Genomic DNA, 15,573 nt, shown 5'->3' with positions numbered 1-15,573 from the left:
AAGAATATAAATTATTAAATTATATATTATGAAAAAGAGTGTATTAAGCATGCTCACTGTAGCAGCATTAGTGTTTGGTATGACTTCTTGTAACGGTACCAAAAAGGCAAATGATGAAGCCGAAAAAACAGAAGAGGCAGCCGTTATCGCAGGAAATGCGCCTAAAGACTTATTGACAGAAGAATTGAAAACAGAAACAATCCAACTGTTAAAAGACATGCCGGATTCAGATGTTCCTTACCGGATTTCAACAGGTGACGTTACTATCAACGTAGGAAGCATCAACTATATGTTGCCTGCTGCAAAAGTTTCCGAACTGACAACAAAAGCGCAACAGGCACGTGCCCTGGGTATGTATCTGTCCGATTGCAATATCCTGAAAGCAATGAAAAAACCGACAAGCGAAGTAGAAGGTGCAATCTCAAAACTGGCTACTGCCCTGAATGTTACTTTCGTTCTGGATATACTGAAAGAACAGGCACCGAAAGATGCAAGCAAAGAAAATTTACAGAAATTCATAAATGCACAGGAAGACAAAATTATCGACAGAATGGCTGCTGAAGACAAAATGGATGTAGCTATCGAAATGTTGGGAGGTATGACTGCTGAAAATGCTTGCCTGCTGGCAAATCCTTCATTGGTAGTTAAAGGCGATGCCACATCTGCAGGTCTTTCCGATACTATGGCAAAACGTGTTGACATGCTGGGCGAAATCGTATCAGATCTTTCCGCTTACTATCCTGATTTGAAACAACTCAGTGAAACTATTGCTCCTCTGAAAGAAAAAACAGCTACAGTACAGGAAGCAAGAGCTGCTAATGCAGAAATCTTGGGTATCCGTGATACTTTGCTGAAATAAGAAATAATAACATACAATAAAAAAAGCGCTGGTTTAGCATATAAGCAAAACCAGCGCTTTTTTTATGATTAAAATATTCTCTTATCCTTTGTAAGCAATAGACAACATGGTTATATCGTCGGACTGAACAGCACCTATAACAAATTCGCCAACTGTTTCGGTAATCCGTTCAACTACTTCTTTTGGATCTTTTCCTGTCAGCTTCTTACAATTATCCAAAAGACGTTGCTCTCCATAAAAGTCATTCTTAATGTTCACTGCTTCCGTCACTCCGTCCGTATAAAGGAATAAATTATCACCGGGTAAAAGCTTCAATTCTTTTTCATGATAAACGGCATCATTAATAGCCCCCAGCACCATATCACCGGTTAAGGGCAATTCCGACACAGCACCGTCTTTCTTGAGCAAAACGGGCGAATTATGTCCTGCATTGCAATAAGTGACCATACCTGTATGGATATTCAGTATTCCATAGAATACAGTGACAAACATATCGTTCACGCTCTCCTGGCAAAGAAGCAGGTTTGAACGTTGCATGCACATTGCGGCAGAATTCTCGGTCAATGCAATTGCCCGTATTACAGTCCGGCTTATAGCCATGAAAATAGCGGCAGGCACCCCTTTCCCTGATACGTCTGCAATTACAAACCCTAACCTGTCATGATCGATACGGAAAAAATCATAGAAATCGCCACCTACATATTTGGCAGCATTCATATAAGCATAAACATCAAATGATTTCAGCTCCGGAAAAGGAGGGAAAGTCTTCGGTAAAATAGTTTGCTGTATTTCCTGGGCCACATGCAAATCATTTTGTATTGATTCCAATTGGGAATGCTCCTGCTGTGCCTGTTTAATAAAAGCGATCTGTTCGGCCGCCTTCTCTATCGTCCGTTCCAAATCCTCCAGGTTGATAGGCTTTGTAGTAAAATCAAATGCGCCTTGATTCATGGCAGTACGGATATTTTCCATGTCGCCATAAGCCGAAACCATAATACATTTCAAGGCAGGATTACGCATCTCATTAATCCGGGTAAGCAGAGTCAGCCCATCCATTTCCGGCATATTGATATCACTCAGGATAACATCAAAATCCGGATTGGCAAGAAGCATTTGAAGCGCTTCCAAACCATTATGGGCAAATAAAAATTCATATTCCCCTTTTTTTATTTTACGGCGAAAATACTGGGTAAGCAATATTTCCAGGTCCTGTTCGTCGTCTACACTCAATATTTTTATTGCCATAGCATTTATTTTCGTTTTTATTATTGAATAGGGATGATAATTGTAAAGCGGGTAAACTCGCCCGGAAGCGATTCCACCTCAACCTTCCCCCCATGCTTCTGTTCTATAATAGATTTGGTAATCGATAAACCGAGTCCGGTTCCTTCACCTATTGGCTTTGTTGTGAAAAACGGAGTAAAAAGTTTCTCTTTTACATCCTGAGTGATTCCCATTCCATTATCTTCAATAGAAAGAAGAATCTGATCCTGCTGCCGCTTCAAAGAAATTTGAATTGTCGGTATATAAGGTGTTTCCGATATCCCTTTAGCTTTACTGAACACTGCATAACAAGCGTTATTCATCAAATTCAAAACGGCACGACTAAAGTCCTGAGGTACAACTTTCACTAAAGGCAACCCAACTTCATAGTCTTCCCTGATTGTAACGTTAAAACTCTTATTATTTGCACGGACCGCATGGTAAGAAAGCCATACATATTCTTTCGTTAATTGAGCCAGGTCTGTAGGAATAAACTCATCATCTTTTCCCCGGGAATAAAGCAATATTCCCCGGACTATACTGGATGCCCGATTCCCATTCTCCTCTATTTTAAACATATTCCCCTGCAAATCAGACATAATCTCACGAAGTTCCTCATCTGCCTCAGAGGATAGCTGACCATGCAATTCATCCAGAATATCTTCCATATCCTGCAACAATTTACAGGATAATTTACTGAAATTAATCACAAAATTAAGCGGATTCTGGATTTCATGCGCAATACCGGCACTCAACAGTCCAAGTGAGGCCATTTTCTCTTGCTGGCTTGCCTGCTTTTTCAGGCGTTCTAATTCAGAATGTTCATCACTCATTGTTATTGTTGTTTTGATGAATGGGAATAGTTATCATAAACTCAGTAAAGTGACCTTTCTCACTTTTCACAATAATAGAACCCTGATGGTTCAATATCACCTCACGACAAAGATACAGACCTACGCCGGCAGCTTCGGCTGTTGGCTTAGTTGTAAAGAACGGTTCAAAAATTTTCGCTTTAATACTATCTTCTATACCTATGCCATTATCACGGATGGTCAGGACAAAAGTCCCATTCAACCTCTTTTCCAGCACCAAGTCTATTTGGGGCTGGAAAGCTTCTTTACGTGCCTTACGCATAAGTGCATAAATGCTATTCTTCAATAGACTAAGCATAACTTTGTTCATCTGCTCAATGTCTATTTCCGCCATCAAAGGTTCGGATGGACTATTTAAATTAATCTGTATTTGCAGTTTTTCAATTTCTTCCTGATAAGATTTACGGATTACATCAATGTTAACCCTGCAAAGATCACATACATCGGTCAGAACTGTATTTCCATGGCGGTCCTTCAACAGTTCTTCCATAGCTTTCACGATACGAACCGTATTACAACCATGTTCATTAATTTTTTGCAGATTACCATTCAACAGATCAAGTATTTCAATACTATCCTGAAAAATTTCTTTTGACATGACAGCCTGTTCACCCGAGATATTCTGCTTCAAATCTTTTATCAGATTGGAAGAAAGACTTGCAAAATTATTGATATAATTGATTGGATTAAGAATGCGGTCCACCAGACCTTGAGTTAACTGCCCAACAGTTGCCAACTTCTCTTTACGAACCAGTTCATCCTGCGCTTTTGCCAATGCATCAAGCGCTTCTGACAGTTTTTTTGATTCTTTCAATACCTGGTCACGCTGTATACGCAGTTCTATCGTCCGTTCTTCCACAATCTTAGCCAGATATTCTTTCTGTTTCAGCTGTTTTTTCAAGCGGCTCTTAAAAATCTGCAAGATAACAAGAGCAAGTATAAGAAATCCGGTTATCGCATCCCAATTATAATAAAAACCTAAAATGATTGCTACAACATCTACAAGAAATGCCTTCTCAACAATCTGTTGCTTAAGCTTTAGTTTCGCTATATCTTTAATGTCAAAATCAGCCATTTCAGTTCATGTCTTTAATCATTGTCAATATATTTTTTCCATCCCGGCGGATATAATGGACATCTGTCATTAATTGCTTCACAAGATAGATGCCTAATCCTCCAATAGGACGCTCTTCTACTGAAAGGGTCAGATCCGGGTCTTCTTTCTCCAACGGGTTAAAAGGAATGCCAGAATCAATAACTGTTATTTCCATACACCCGCCATTCCAGCCTATTTCCACAAAAATATCTTTATCAGTTTCTCCGGGATATGCATACGAAATCACATTGACCACAACTTCCTCAAGGACCAGTTGCAATTGCATCTGCAACGTTTCATCCAGTATCTTTCCCTGCATATTTTGTTCAAGGAATTCAGACAGAAGGGTAAGATTTCCCAACTCATTCTTTATATGTAGCGTGGTTGTCATGTACCGGAGTTCCTGTTAACTTAATTTTCTATCACTAGAAAAGAGGAGAAACCTGTAGTTTTGAGTAAATCCACAATTTCTTTCCGCACATATTGAAGTACGAATGTCCCTCCTTTTGCTTTTTGTCCTTTATATAAAGTCAACAACAGGCGTAATCCGGCACTGCTTATATAACTAAGTTCGGAACAATCAAGTACAACATTTAAGAAAGGACTATTGATCGCATTCACCACCTCTTTTTCAAAATCGACAGAGGTAAGCGTATTTAATTGTCCGGAAAGTTTGATACGAATCCTATCCGTACCTGTTTCAACTGCTATTTTCATAAGTTATCGTTCATTATTGATTATCAAGTTGGACAAAAATAAAGAGAAACATCCAAGCGAACAAGCTATTTAGAAGATTTATTTATGCCCAACTTCTTCTGATTGAAGCAATACCACCAATCTATGATTGCTCTTTGGTACGAAAAGCAAGAGCATACATACGCATCTGCTTCACCATGGCAACCAATCCATTGGAGCGAGTTGGCGAAAGATGTTCCTTCAAACCTATTTTTTCTATAAAATAAAGGTCTGTATCCAATATTTCCTGCGGGGTATGATCACTTAAAACCCCAATAAGCAAAGACACAATACCTTTCACTATTACAGCATCACTCTCACCTTTAAAAATAATTTTTCCATCTTCATAATCAGCCTGCAACCAAACACGGCTTTGGCAACCTTCAATCAGATTGCTTTCTGTCTTATACTTATCTTCCAACGGAGGAAGAGAATTTCCCAAATCAATAAGTAATGCATACTTATCCATCCAATCATCGAAAGCAGAGAACTCTTCGATTACATTGTCCTGAAGTTCGTTAATCGTCATCGTCTTTATTATTATCTGTTATATACTACTTCCAATACTGTTTGGCCAACAGCTTTCAGTACGTTTTTATCAATATTACTCATACTGTCATTCTGTGTATGCCAATGGTCGCGGAACCCTTTTTCCGAATTCGGATCATAGTTGATGATATCCAGACAAGGGATGCCGGTTTCTTCAATTACCGCTTCATGGTCATCAGTCACTCCACCTCCATCTGCATTAATGAAATATTTGCCATATCCCAAATTTCGAGCTGTTTCCCATACTTCATCTACATAACGGGCAGCATATTTCATGGATATATATTCTTTATAAAACAAGGCATCCTTAGCACCTACCATATCCAACAGGATGCCAAACTCGGCCCTGTAATTAGGAGTATGCGGATTCTTCCCCCAAAAGCGGCTTCCAAGACACCAGGTATCACTGGTATTACTATATTTTTCTCTGGCAAATTCAGGGATTCCATAATCTTCCGCATCAAAGAAAATAATGTCAACCCCCACATTAGGAGCCTTCATTCCGATTTGACGCGCAATCTCCAATAAAGCACCTACTCCACTGGCACCATCATCAGCTCCATCCAACGGTTTATGGTAATTAGCCGGATTCGGATCGTGATCTGAATAAGGACGGGAATCCCAATGGGCAAACAACAATATCCGTTTTGAGTGATCCGGATTAAACGACCCTATAATATTCCGGGATTCCAGTTTTGTTCCATCATAAGCAGTAAGTATCGCTTCCTGCTGATATACCTTGGCTCCAAAACGTCCAAGTTCCGATGCCAGATAATCTCCACAAGCTTTATGTGCTTCAGAATTAGGTACACGAGGGCCAAATTCCACCTGTCGCGCCACATAAGCATATGCACTATCAGCATCAAACGCCGGAGTTGGCGACTCTACCTCTTTCTTAACTTCCGTATCGGCAGTCGTTCCTGCCGAAGAACTTTTCTGTCCACATGAACACATGGCAACACTAAGTGCTAATAGAATAAGTCTCGTCATTTTTTATCGTTTATAACTGGTTAATTGTAGCTGCAGCCTGTACTTCACTCAATACACGTAACAGATTGCCGCCCCATATTTTAGCAATATCTTCTTCTGTATATCCCTTCTCTATTAATTTAACAGTAATCTGAATGAAATCGTTGTCACCCTGGCAGCCTATTATGCCTCCACCTCCATCAAAATCCGAACCAATGCCCACATGGTCAATCCCGGCAACTTTCACCATATGGTCTATATGGCGGATTGCATCCGACAAGCAAGCCTTTTTCTTATTCGGATTTAGATAAGCATCCAACAAACAAACCTGTGCAACTCCTCCATTCTTTGCCAATGCACGTAATTGATTGTCAGTCAAATTACGGTCATGATTACGCAATGCCTTCGAAGAGGAATGAGAACAAATAATAGGAGTTTTTGTCAATTTCAGAACATCATAAAAAGACTTTTCCGACGCATGGGACATATCTATCATTACTCCCTGCCTGTTCATTTCTTTTACCACTTCCGCTCCAAAGAGGCTTAATCCGTCCCATTCGTTATTCGTATGAGTGGACGAATCACAGATATCATTATCATAAGAATGGCAAAGTGTAATATAATTCACTCCCATCTTTTTAAAACGGGCAATATTGGATAAGTCTTTTCCTATGCCATATCCATTCTCTATACCAATAAAGAATGTCTTTTTCCCTTCTTTTTTCAAACGGGCAAAATCTTCCGGAGTATAAGCGATACCACAAAGATCTTTATGCAATTCCGCCTGTTTATGAATGCCTTTAACCAAAGAAGTAACAGTAGCCACAGCTTTATTTAAAGATGCTTCATCCCTTTTCCCCTGCCAAATAAATGCAGCCAGAAAGACACCATCCAGATAACCTTCTTCCATCTTCGGAAGATTCACCCGGTTTTGTTCGCGGTCAGCAATGCTGAACCCATCACGCTTAAACCAGAAAGGCGTATCAGTATGTGTATCGACAGAAAGAAAACGTTTATGCATTTCCTTCGCTTGATAAAAAACTTCTGCTTTTTCAACTAAAAAGCGAAATAGTTTCAACATGGTCGTATCACCAGCCGAAGTCAGGCTTTCAGGATGCCATTGTACGGCAAGAACAGGACGATCCGGCCAGGCTTCTATTCCTTCGATTATTCCGTCCGTGGAATATGCAACCGGAGTAAATCCAGGAGCCAGGTCTTTTATTCCCTGGTGGTGAAAAGAGTTTACGGACAATGTATCCTCTTCTAATATGTTTGCCAGCAATGAGCCGGATTTGACTACAACTTTATGAGTCGGATTACTCCCCGGCAATTCCTGATAATGCTTAAGATGCTGTTCACGTTGGGAAGGTATATCCTGATAAAGCGTACCGCCGAAAGCAACATTAATTAATTGTTCTCCCCTACAAATCCCTAAAAGGGGTATATTCCGGTCCATTGCCAGTTTCAGTAATTTCAAATCATAAATATCACGGATAGAATCGACTTCCCCTAACTCTTTCCGATGCGATTCCTTATACCATACAGGGTCTATATCTTCTCCTCCTGTCATTATTATTCCATCCAAGTTGGAAACAATTGCACGCAAAACCTCCCCATCCGTCGTAACAGGGATAATTACAGGGATTCCCCCTGCCATCTGTACAGCCTTTACATACGTTCCGGAAATTCGTGAGCCGTCATTACTCAACCGGTTAGCAGATAAGCCGATCAATGGAGAATGAGAAGAACGAAGATTTACTTCACAAGAGTCTGTCAGCTCATATAATTTCTTCACGTCCATTTGCTGTTGAGCAAAGACAAACGGTACAATTCCCCAACAGATTAGAGAATAGATACAAAAAATATAGACTTGTTTTTTCATATAAGAGTATTTTTTATCATTCACATCCTGACTGTGCAATATTCATTACGCGCAACAGATTACCACCCCAGATCTTCTGTATATCATTTTCACTATATCCTTCTTTTAAAAGCCGCATCGTAATATTAATCAATTCATTACTTGCACGGCAACCTATTAATTCACCATCCCCGTCAAAATCCGAACCGATTCCAACATGATGAATACCAATCAAGTTAACGATATGATTGATATGGCGGATGGCATCACTCACCGAAGCTTTTTCTGCATCCTCATTAATAAAGCCTTTATACAAACAAACCTGAACGACACCCCCCTGAGCCGCTAACGCTTTCAATTGTTCATCCGACAAATTCCGGGGATGATTACACAAAGCACGAGCTGACGAATGAGAAGCTATAATCGGATAGCGGCTGGCCTCCAATGCATCATAAAACGTACTTTCCGCAGCATGTGAAATATCCACCAGCACTCCGACTTCATTCATTCGCTGAATTACTTCTTTTCCAAAAGGACTAAGACCACCCCATTCAGCTTCGCCTCTTGCCGAATCACAAATATCATTATTACCATTATGGCAAAGCGTTATATAAGAAACTCCCATCTTCCTGAAACGGTTAATATTCTCTAAGTCCTTTCCGATGGCATATCCATTTTCCACACCCACCATAATCGCTTTTTTACCAGCAGCTTTCAAAACATGAACCTCTTGGGGAGTATAGGCTATACACATACGGAGCCGGTTCAACTCCATCTGGCGGTGTATCTCTTGCAACCGGTTCATTGCAAATCCCGTAGCTTCCTGCAAAGAACTATCATCACGAGGACCCTGCGGAATATATGCAACCATAACAGCAGCATCGACTAACCCTTCTTCCATCAGCGGCAAGTTTACTTTTCCGCCTTCTTTCCTTCCAATATTAAATTCACCGGGAAAAATCATCGGAGTATCCGTATGGGAATCCAATATCACATTTCTGTGATGAATACGTTTCGCTTCTTTGAACAACCGTGCAGCCTCTACATGATAATTAAAAAGTTTCAGCATCTGTTCATCCCCGTTCGAAGCCATAGCTTCGGGATGCCACTGGATACTAAAGATATCTTTTTCCGGATGTTCCATTGCTTCATTGATTCCATCGGCGGCAAAAGCCGTCCCTATAAATTCAGGGGCAGGTTCCTTAATAGCCTGGTGATGAAAAGAATTAACCAAAAGAGTATCTTCCTCTTCCATCACGGAATAAAGTTTAGAATTTTTATCTGTGATACGCACAGAATGGGATGCCTGTTCACGGCTCTGTGCCTGACTATGTTTCAACAATTTACATTCATGTTGAGAGTATATATCCTGATATACACTACCTCCGAATGCGACATTCAATATTTGATGTCCGCGACATATTCCCATAACGGGAAGTTGCCTGTTTGTAGCCAAACGAAGCAATATCAAATCAAACTCATCCCTGTAGGTGTCCACATCTTGCAATTCCGGGCAGGGCTCCTCCTGCAAATAAAGCGGATTAATGTCTCCGCCTCCGCTCATCACCAAGCCGTCCAAGCCATTAACCACCGCAGTAAGTGCCTCTATATCTGTAATTACAGGCACTAAAACAGGAGCACCTCCAGCCTGAAGTACAGACTGTACATAGGTTTCCGCTATACAAGAAAGTCCGTCTTTCCGGTTTGAGGATATTCCTATTCGAGGAGGTTGCCGGTTTTCTTTTGCTGGAATAAAATTATCAACTTCCTTGAACAGGTTCTTTAAATTCGGATGGCGGACTTGTATATTCATAGCCTTGAATTTGAACAATGAATAAATAAAATATATGTAAAAAAGCTGCCAGCCGGAAGGACTGGCAGCAAACTATTTAGGCGTCAATATTTGCGTAAGTAGCATTTTCTTCGATAAACTCACGGCGCGGACCCACTTCTTCACCCATCAACATCGCAAAAATCTGATCAGCTTCAGCAGCACTGTCAATTGTAATCTGCTTTAACGTACGGTTTTCAGGATTCATGGTCGTATCCCACAATTGGTGGTCATTCATTTCTCCCAAACCTTTGTATCGCTGTGTGTGAATCTGATTTTCATTACCGCCACCATATTTATCAATAAATGCCTGGCGTTGTTGTTCAGTCCAGCAATATTCCTCTGTTTTACCTTTCTTACAAAGATAGAGTGGAGGCGTAGCCAGATAAACATATCCGTTTTCTATCAAAGCACGCATACGACGGAAGAAGAAGGTCAAAATTAATGTTGCGATGTGGCTACCATCCACATCGGCATCGGTCATGATAATCACCTTATGATAACGAAGTTTACTTAGATTTAATGCTTTCGGGTCATCTTCCGTTCCAACAGTAACTCCCATAGCACGGTAAATATTCTGTATTTCTTCGCTTTCAAATACTTTGTGCTCCATAGCCTTTTCCACATTCAGGATTTTACCGCGAAGCGGAAGAATTGCCTGAAAATTACGGTCGCGCCCCTGTTTTGCAGTACCACCTGCAGAATCTCCCTCGACAAGGAATAATTCGCATTGTGCAGCATCTTTCGAAGAACAGTCTGCCAATTTGCCTGGAAGTCCTCCTCCTGTCATCGGAGACTTACGCTGAACTAATTCACGAGCTTTACGGGCAGCCTGGCGAGCCTGAGCAGCCAAAACGACCTTATCTACTATAATCTTAGCTTCTTTCGGATGTTCTTCCAGATAATACCCCAAAGCTTCACCGATAGCCTGGTCTACAGCACCAGTAACTTCACTGTTTCCCAACTTGGTCTTTGTCTGACCCTCAAATTGGGGTTCTGCTACTTTAATCGAAATGACAGCAGTCAATCCTTCACGAAAGTCATCACCCTGGATTTCCACCTTCGCTTTTTCCAGTAATTTAGAATCTTCCGCATATTTTTTCAACGTACGGGTTAACCCACGGCGGAAACCAGCCAGGTGAGTACCACCTTCTATCGTATTAATATCATTCACATAAGAAAATACACTTTCATTAAATGAAGTGTTGTAAGTCATGGCAACCTCTACAGGAATGCCCTGCTTTTCCGTAACAATATGAATTACATCCGGAATAAGTTGTTCCTTGGAACGGTCTACATAACGGACAAATTCTTTCAGACCTTCTTCCGAGCGGAAAATATCAGATTTATAAGAACCGTCTTCCTTTACAACACGTTTATCCGTCAACCTCAATGTAATCCCGGCATTCAAGAAAGCAAGCTCGCGCAAACGAGTCGCCAGGATTTCATATTTGTACTCGGTTACAGTAAAAATACTTGCATCCGGATTAAACGTAATTGTCGTACCAGTAGAATCTGCTTCACCGACTATTTCCACATCATGAAGCGCTTTACCGCAAGAAAACTCCTGCATATATATTTTACCGTTACGACGAACTTCTGCACGCAGATAAGTAGAAAGAGCATTCACACAAGACACACCCACTCCATGCAAACCTCCGGAAACTTTATAAGATCCCTTATCAAATTTACCACCGGCATGAAGAACAGTCAAAACGACCTCCAATGCAGATCTCCCTTCTTTCTCATGAATATCGACCGGGATACCACGCCCATCATCCGTAACCGTAATAGAGTTGTCTTCATTGATAACCACATTCACCTGAGTACAATATCCGGCTAAGGCTTCGTCAATAGAGTTGTCAACTACTTCATAAACTAAATGATGCAGACCTTTTTCGCTAATATCGCCAATATACATGGCGGGTCTTTTTCTTACTGCTTCTAACCCTTCAAGTACCTGAATACTATCTGCAGAATAGCCCGTAGAAGTATTCTTTAATTCTTCACTCATGAGTCTTTTATCCTTTTAATTCTGTTTTTATCTATTTCTGCCAAAAAGCTAACAAATATAGTGAAAATAATCGACTTAGACCACATAAGAAACGTAAAAAATAGCCAACACAAACAGGTACAACAAAAAAAAGAGATAAAGTTTAAAACCTTATCTCTTACTTAACGTAGCCCATAGGGGAATCGAACCCCTCTTTCAAGAATGAAAATCTTGCGTCCTAACCGATAGACGAATGGGCCATCAGGTTAAAAAAAGCCGGGCTTAAGTCCAGCTTTATACTATATACAGTATTACACCGTTTGTCTTACGCAAGATTATTTACGTGCTTTGCCATTTTGGATTTCAAGTTGCCAGCCTTATTCTTGTGAATAACGTTTTTCTTAGCAAGCTTATCCAACATAGAGCACACCTTCGGGAATAAAGCCTGAGCTTCATTCTTGTCTTCAGTAGCGCGCAAAACTCGCATTGCATTTCTTGCAGTCTTTGCATAATATCTATTATGCAGACGTTTTGCGTTAGTCTGTCTGATTCTCTTAATTGATGACTTGTGATTTGCCATTTTTTTAGATATTCTCTTTATTTATTCTTTAATCCTGTTTATTGTAGCCCATAGGGGAATCGAACCCCTCTTTCAAGAATGAAAATCTTGCGTCCTAACCGATAGACGAATGGGCCATCATGTCAAAGCTCTCACTTTAAGCACTTTCAGAAAGCGTTTTCCTGATTGCGAGTGCAAAGATAGACCTTCTTTATAAACTACCAAAACATTCTAAAGGAAATTTTAATAAAGAATCTCATTTTAACTTCTATTTAGAACCCATATCCTGCAAATGAATTTCCAAAGCTTTAACGGAAATATTTATTTCCCAGATACATACACACAAGGAAGCTGCTAAAAGCAACAATCCGACACCAAATACCCAAGCTGCAATAATTTGCCAGGATACATAGATAAAGAACATGGACACCACACAAAACAACAAACTAAGCAAGCCCAAAATCTGCATGGAACGGGTTAAATACAATCGTTTCCGAAGGTTATCTATTTGTGCCATATCCTTTGGATCATGTGTCTGCTTATGCTTTTCTTTTAATGTCCTGACAAGGCTTGCATAGGAAATAAACCGATTGGTATAAGCCAACAATATCAGTGATACTGCCGAAAACAGCAGCGACGGGGTGGTAAGAGTAAGCTCCTGCATAAATTTAATATGTATAGATAATTTATATTCAACAATACAACGACAAAGATAAAACAGAAACAAATATTTCCCGCATTATGTTATCTTTGTTTTGGATAAGAAACTTTTGACTATCTGCCTGAATGACAGAATCAAGTAGAGAAGCGGGAAGTTGCTGGTAACGATTTGGCGACAGTGTGACTGCGTTAAATATCAGTGATTTGCGTAGCCTCAAACAACTCTAACACAAAGATACGCATAATCAGGAAATAAACAATAAGCATTCGAATTATATAAAGCTTAATTCATACATAATATGCTTAACGGTAGTAACCGTAAATAGTTACTGGCATTGTTTTTTATGAGTCCTATTCTCGTAATTTCGGTTGCATATCCGTAAGGATATTTCCGGGTGTGTCACCAAGATATTTCTTGCAAAAGCTATTGAAGTGTTGTGGGGATGAAAAATTAAACTCATCCATAATATCCACAAAAGGAATATACACTTGTAAAAGACGGTATTTGATATGTTCCGCCCGTTTCTGTATCAACCATCGGTAGACGGGTGTGCCGAACTCACTTTTGAATACTCTACGAAAGGTGTGTACCCCATATCCGCATAAATCTGCTAATTCTTCGGTGCTGTTGGCTTTACGATAGTGGGTCAAAACAAGACTTTTGAATGGCACTTGCTCATCGGTCATCGGGTGGAAGAACGAGCGCAGTTCTTCGGGGGGGTGAAGTAGCGAGTGAACAACCAAATCAGCTCCCTGTGTTTCAAATAACAAGAAATGTGATTGTAATCTATTGAATAATAGATTTTTGAAGAAGAAGAGTATAACAATGGGTAACGATATAGAAACGAGCGAACTGCTTTAGTTTGCTGGGGTTTTCCATTGTTTCAAATAATCTCTTTTGCAAAAATAGAAAATATATATAATAAAAACATACACAGATGAATGTTTTTATTATATTTGCATTATGAAGCAACAGGAAAAATCGGAAGCCACTCGTCAGTTGATAGTTGATACTGCATATAATCTGTTTTATACAAATGGATTACAGCGAACAAGTATTGATTCGATTACCTCTAAAATAAACTTATCACGTGGTGCTTTTTACCATCATTTCAAAAACAAGAAGGAACTTATCTTAGCTGTAATACATTCGAAGGTTCATAATAGAATTTATGACGCATTGATATTACCTTTATATAATGAAGGTGACCCAATTTTGATTTTGTGCAACACTTTTTCTGAACGATTAAATCTTTTCACAAAAAAAGAAAAAGAATTGGGTTGTCCATTAAATAAATTCATTACAGAATTAGGTAATACCAAACAATACAATTTAGCGTTAATGAACACCATAAATAAGTGGAAAAGTGGAATTGAAGATATTCTTTATAGGGCAAAAAAAGAGCAAAAAATTGACAAAAATACAGATGTTAGTGCCACTGCATTATTCCTGATAAGTGCGTATGAGGGAATGAGAATGATTCGAAAAATTGACGAAAATGATGAAAAGTTTAATCAATGTATTGAATCTATAATTAAGTATATACGAGAATTATAATTTTTTTTACCATAAAACATACATATATGTATGTTTTATAAAAACAAGTCGTAAAATGAAAAATACAATCAATTTTAAGAAACCAAAGGTTTTGTTTTTCGACATAAATGAAACCATTTTGGATTTAAATTTACTCAGAACAGAGATTAATAATCTTTTTGGTCAAGACATCTTTGATTTGTGGTTTGCAAAATTATTACATAAATCATTAGTGTTTACAATTACTGAAAATTTTGAAAGTTTTACTCAAATAGCAGTACATACTCTAAAGCAAGTATCTATGGTGAAAGGAGTAAATCTTACCGATGATATATTTGTCAAATTGTCAGATACCCTTTCATCATTACCCCCTTATCCTGATGTTGTAAATACTCTCGAAATATTAAGGCAAAAAGGATACATCATTGTGGCTCTTTCTAATTCTTCGCAAAGTCTATTGGTAAAACAACTGGCAAATGCAAAAATAGACCACTTGTTTAACGAACAGATTAGTGTGGAATTATTTTGCAAATATAAACCACACAAGCAAGTTTATCAAGAAGCAACTAAATTGTTAAACAAAAAAGCAGAAGAATGTATGCTAATTGCAGCTCACGACTGGGATATATTTGGAGCATTATGTTCAGGATTAAGAGCTGCATTTGTGAAAAGAGATGGAATAGATACCTATTTCTTATCTGTAGAACCTGAATTGAAAGTGGACAACTTATTTTCATTAGCTGAGAGATTGTAAAGGATAAATCAAATCACAAGTATAGCATCAATATC

General features: G+C 39.2%; 16 protein-coding genes and 2 tRNA genes. 3 read left to right on the top strand and 15 right to left on the bottom strand.

All coding sequences use genetic code 11. The features are described 5' to 3' along the window. Window positions 1-28 precede the first annotated feature (28 nt). Entirely contained in the window at window positions 29-859 is an 831-nt protein-coding gene (locus ACGE0T_RS00945) for a hypothetical protein (RefSeq protein ID WP_459188698.1), read from the top strand. Between the two features lie 81 nt (window positions 860-940). Here ACGE0T_RS00945 and ACGE0T_RS00940 read toward each other — a convergent pair whose 3' ends face one another. From ACGE0T_RS00940 to ACGE0T_RS00870, 15 genes are all read right to left on the bottom strand, one after another. Further along, window positions 941-2,104 carry a PP2C family protein-serine/threonine phosphatase gene (locus tag ACGE0T_RS00940; RefSeq protein WP_459188697.1) on the bottom strand — a complete coding sequence of 388 codons (1,164 nt, stop codon included), beginning with the start codon at window positions 2,102-2,104 and terminating at the stop codon, window positions 941-943. A 20-nt stretch (window positions 2,105-2,124) separates the two neighbouring features. Continuing rightward, on the bottom strand, window positions 2,125-2,955 hold the full coding sequence (locus tag ACGE0T_RS00935; RefSeq protein WP_459188696.1) for a sensor histidine kinase: 831 nt from the start codon (window positions 2,953-2,955) through the stop codon (window positions 2,125-2,127). Beyond that, window positions 2,948-4,069, bottom strand: coding sequence for a sensor histidine kinase (locus ACGE0T_RS00930; RefSeq protein ID WP_459188695.1), 1,122 nt, complete (start codon window positions 4,067-4,069; stop codon window positions 2,948-2,950). Before ACGE0T_RS00930 ends, ACGE0T_RS00935 begins: the two co-directional genes overlap by 8 nt. Before the next feature lies 1 nt (window position 4,070). Then, window positions 4,071-4,481, bottom strand: a complete 411-nt coding sequence (locus tag ACGE0T_RS00925) for an ATP-binding protein (RefSeq protein ID WP_459188694.1) — start codon at window positions 4,479-4,481, stop codon at window positions 4,071-4,073. Between the two features lie 20 nt (window positions 4,482-4,501). Next, the gene (locus tag ACGE0T_RS00920) at window positions 4,502-4,807 is read right to left on the bottom strand and encodes an STAS domain-containing protein (protein WP_459188693.1); all 306 of its coding nucleotides are present in this window, start codon (window positions 4,805-4,807) and stop codon (window positions 4,502-4,504) included. A 121-nt stretch (window positions 4,808-4,928) separates the two neighbouring features. Continuing rightward, a complete protein-coding gene (locus ACGE0T_RS00915; RefSeq protein WP_459188692.1) occupies window positions 4,929-5,354 on the bottom strand; it encodes a SufE family protein in 426 nt (141 codons plus the stop codon). A gap of 11 nt (window positions 5,355-5,365) precedes the next feature. Further along, window positions 5,366-6,364: a M20 family metallopeptidase gene (locus ACGE0T_RS00910; protein ID WP_459188691.1), complete on the bottom strand. Its 999-nt coding sequence runs from the start codon at window positions 6,362-6,364 to the stop codon at window positions 5,366-5,368. Between the two features lie 10 nt (window positions 6,365-6,374). Then, window positions 6,375-8,225, bottom strand: coding sequence for a membrane dipeptidase (locus ACGE0T_RS00905; protein WP_459188690.1), 1,851 nt, complete (start codon window positions 8,223-8,225; stop codon window positions 6,375-6,377). Window positions 8,226-8,241: 16 nt separating this feature from the next. After that, on the bottom strand, window positions 8,242-10,017 hold the full coding sequence (locus ACGE0T_RS00900) for a membrane dipeptidase (protein WP_459188689.1): 1,776 nt from the start codon (window positions 10,015-10,017) through the stop codon (window positions 8,242-8,244). Window positions 10,018-10,093: 76 nt separating this feature from the next. Beyond that, the gene (gene gyrB, locus ACGE0T_RS00895; protein WP_459188688.1) at window positions 10,094-12,049 is read right to left on the bottom strand and encodes a DNA topoisomerase (ATP-hydrolyzing) subunit B; all 1,956 of its coding nucleotides are present in this window, start codon (window positions 12,047-12,049) and stop codon (window positions 10,094-10,096) included. A 167-nt stretch (window positions 12,050-12,216) separates the two neighbouring features. After that, a tRNA-Glu gene (locus tag ACGE0T_RS00890) sits at window positions 12,217-12,288 on the bottom strand. A 65-nt stretch (window positions 12,289-12,353) separates the two neighbouring features. Further along, window positions 12,354-12,608: a 30S ribosomal protein S20 gene (gene rpsT, locus ACGE0T_RS00885; RefSeq protein ID WP_459188687.1), complete on the bottom strand. Its 255-nt coding sequence runs from the start codon at window positions 12,606-12,608 to the stop codon at window positions 12,354-12,356. Window positions 12,609-12,652: 44 nt separating this feature from the next. Further along, window positions 12,653-12,724: transfer RNA gene (locus tag ACGE0T_RS00880), tRNA-Glu, on the bottom strand. 131 nt (window positions 12,725-12,855) lie between these two features. Further along, window positions 12,856-13,251, bottom strand: coding sequence for a DUF2721 domain-containing protein (locus ACGE0T_RS00875; RefSeq protein ID WP_459188686.1), 396 nt, complete (start codon window positions 13,249-13,251; stop codon window positions 12,856-12,858). Between the two features lie 347 nt (window positions 13,252-13,598). After that, the gene (locus ACGE0T_RS00870; protein WP_459188685.1) at window positions 13,599-14,018 is read right to left on the bottom strand and encodes a helix-turn-helix transcriptional regulator; all 420 of its coding nucleotides are present in this window, start codon (window positions 14,016-14,018) and stop codon (window positions 13,599-13,601) included. 193 nt (window positions 14,019-14,211) lie between these two features. Between ACGE0T_RS00870 and ACGE0T_RS00865 the strand changes: the two genes are divergently transcribed. Both ACGE0T_RS00865 and ACGE0T_RS00860 read left to right on the top strand, forming a co-directional pair. Then, window positions 14,212-14,805 carry a TetR/AcrR family transcriptional regulator gene (locus ACGE0T_RS00865; RefSeq protein ID WP_120151894.1) on the top strand — a complete coding sequence of 198 codons (594 nt, stop codon included), beginning with the start codon at window positions 14,212-14,214 and terminating at the stop codon, window positions 14,803-14,805. Window positions 14,806-14,860: 55 nt separating this feature from the next. Continuing rightward, entirely contained in the window at window positions 14,861-15,538 is a 678-nt protein-coding gene (locus ACGE0T_RS00860; RefSeq protein WP_459188684.1) for a haloacid dehalogenase type II, read from the top strand. Window positions 15,539-15,573: the final 35 nt, after the last annotated feature.

The sequence above is a fragment of the Parabacteroides sp. APC149_11_2_Y6 genome, from assembly GCF_054506995.1.
This window is presented reverse-complemented; position numbering and strand designations above follow the sequence as displayed.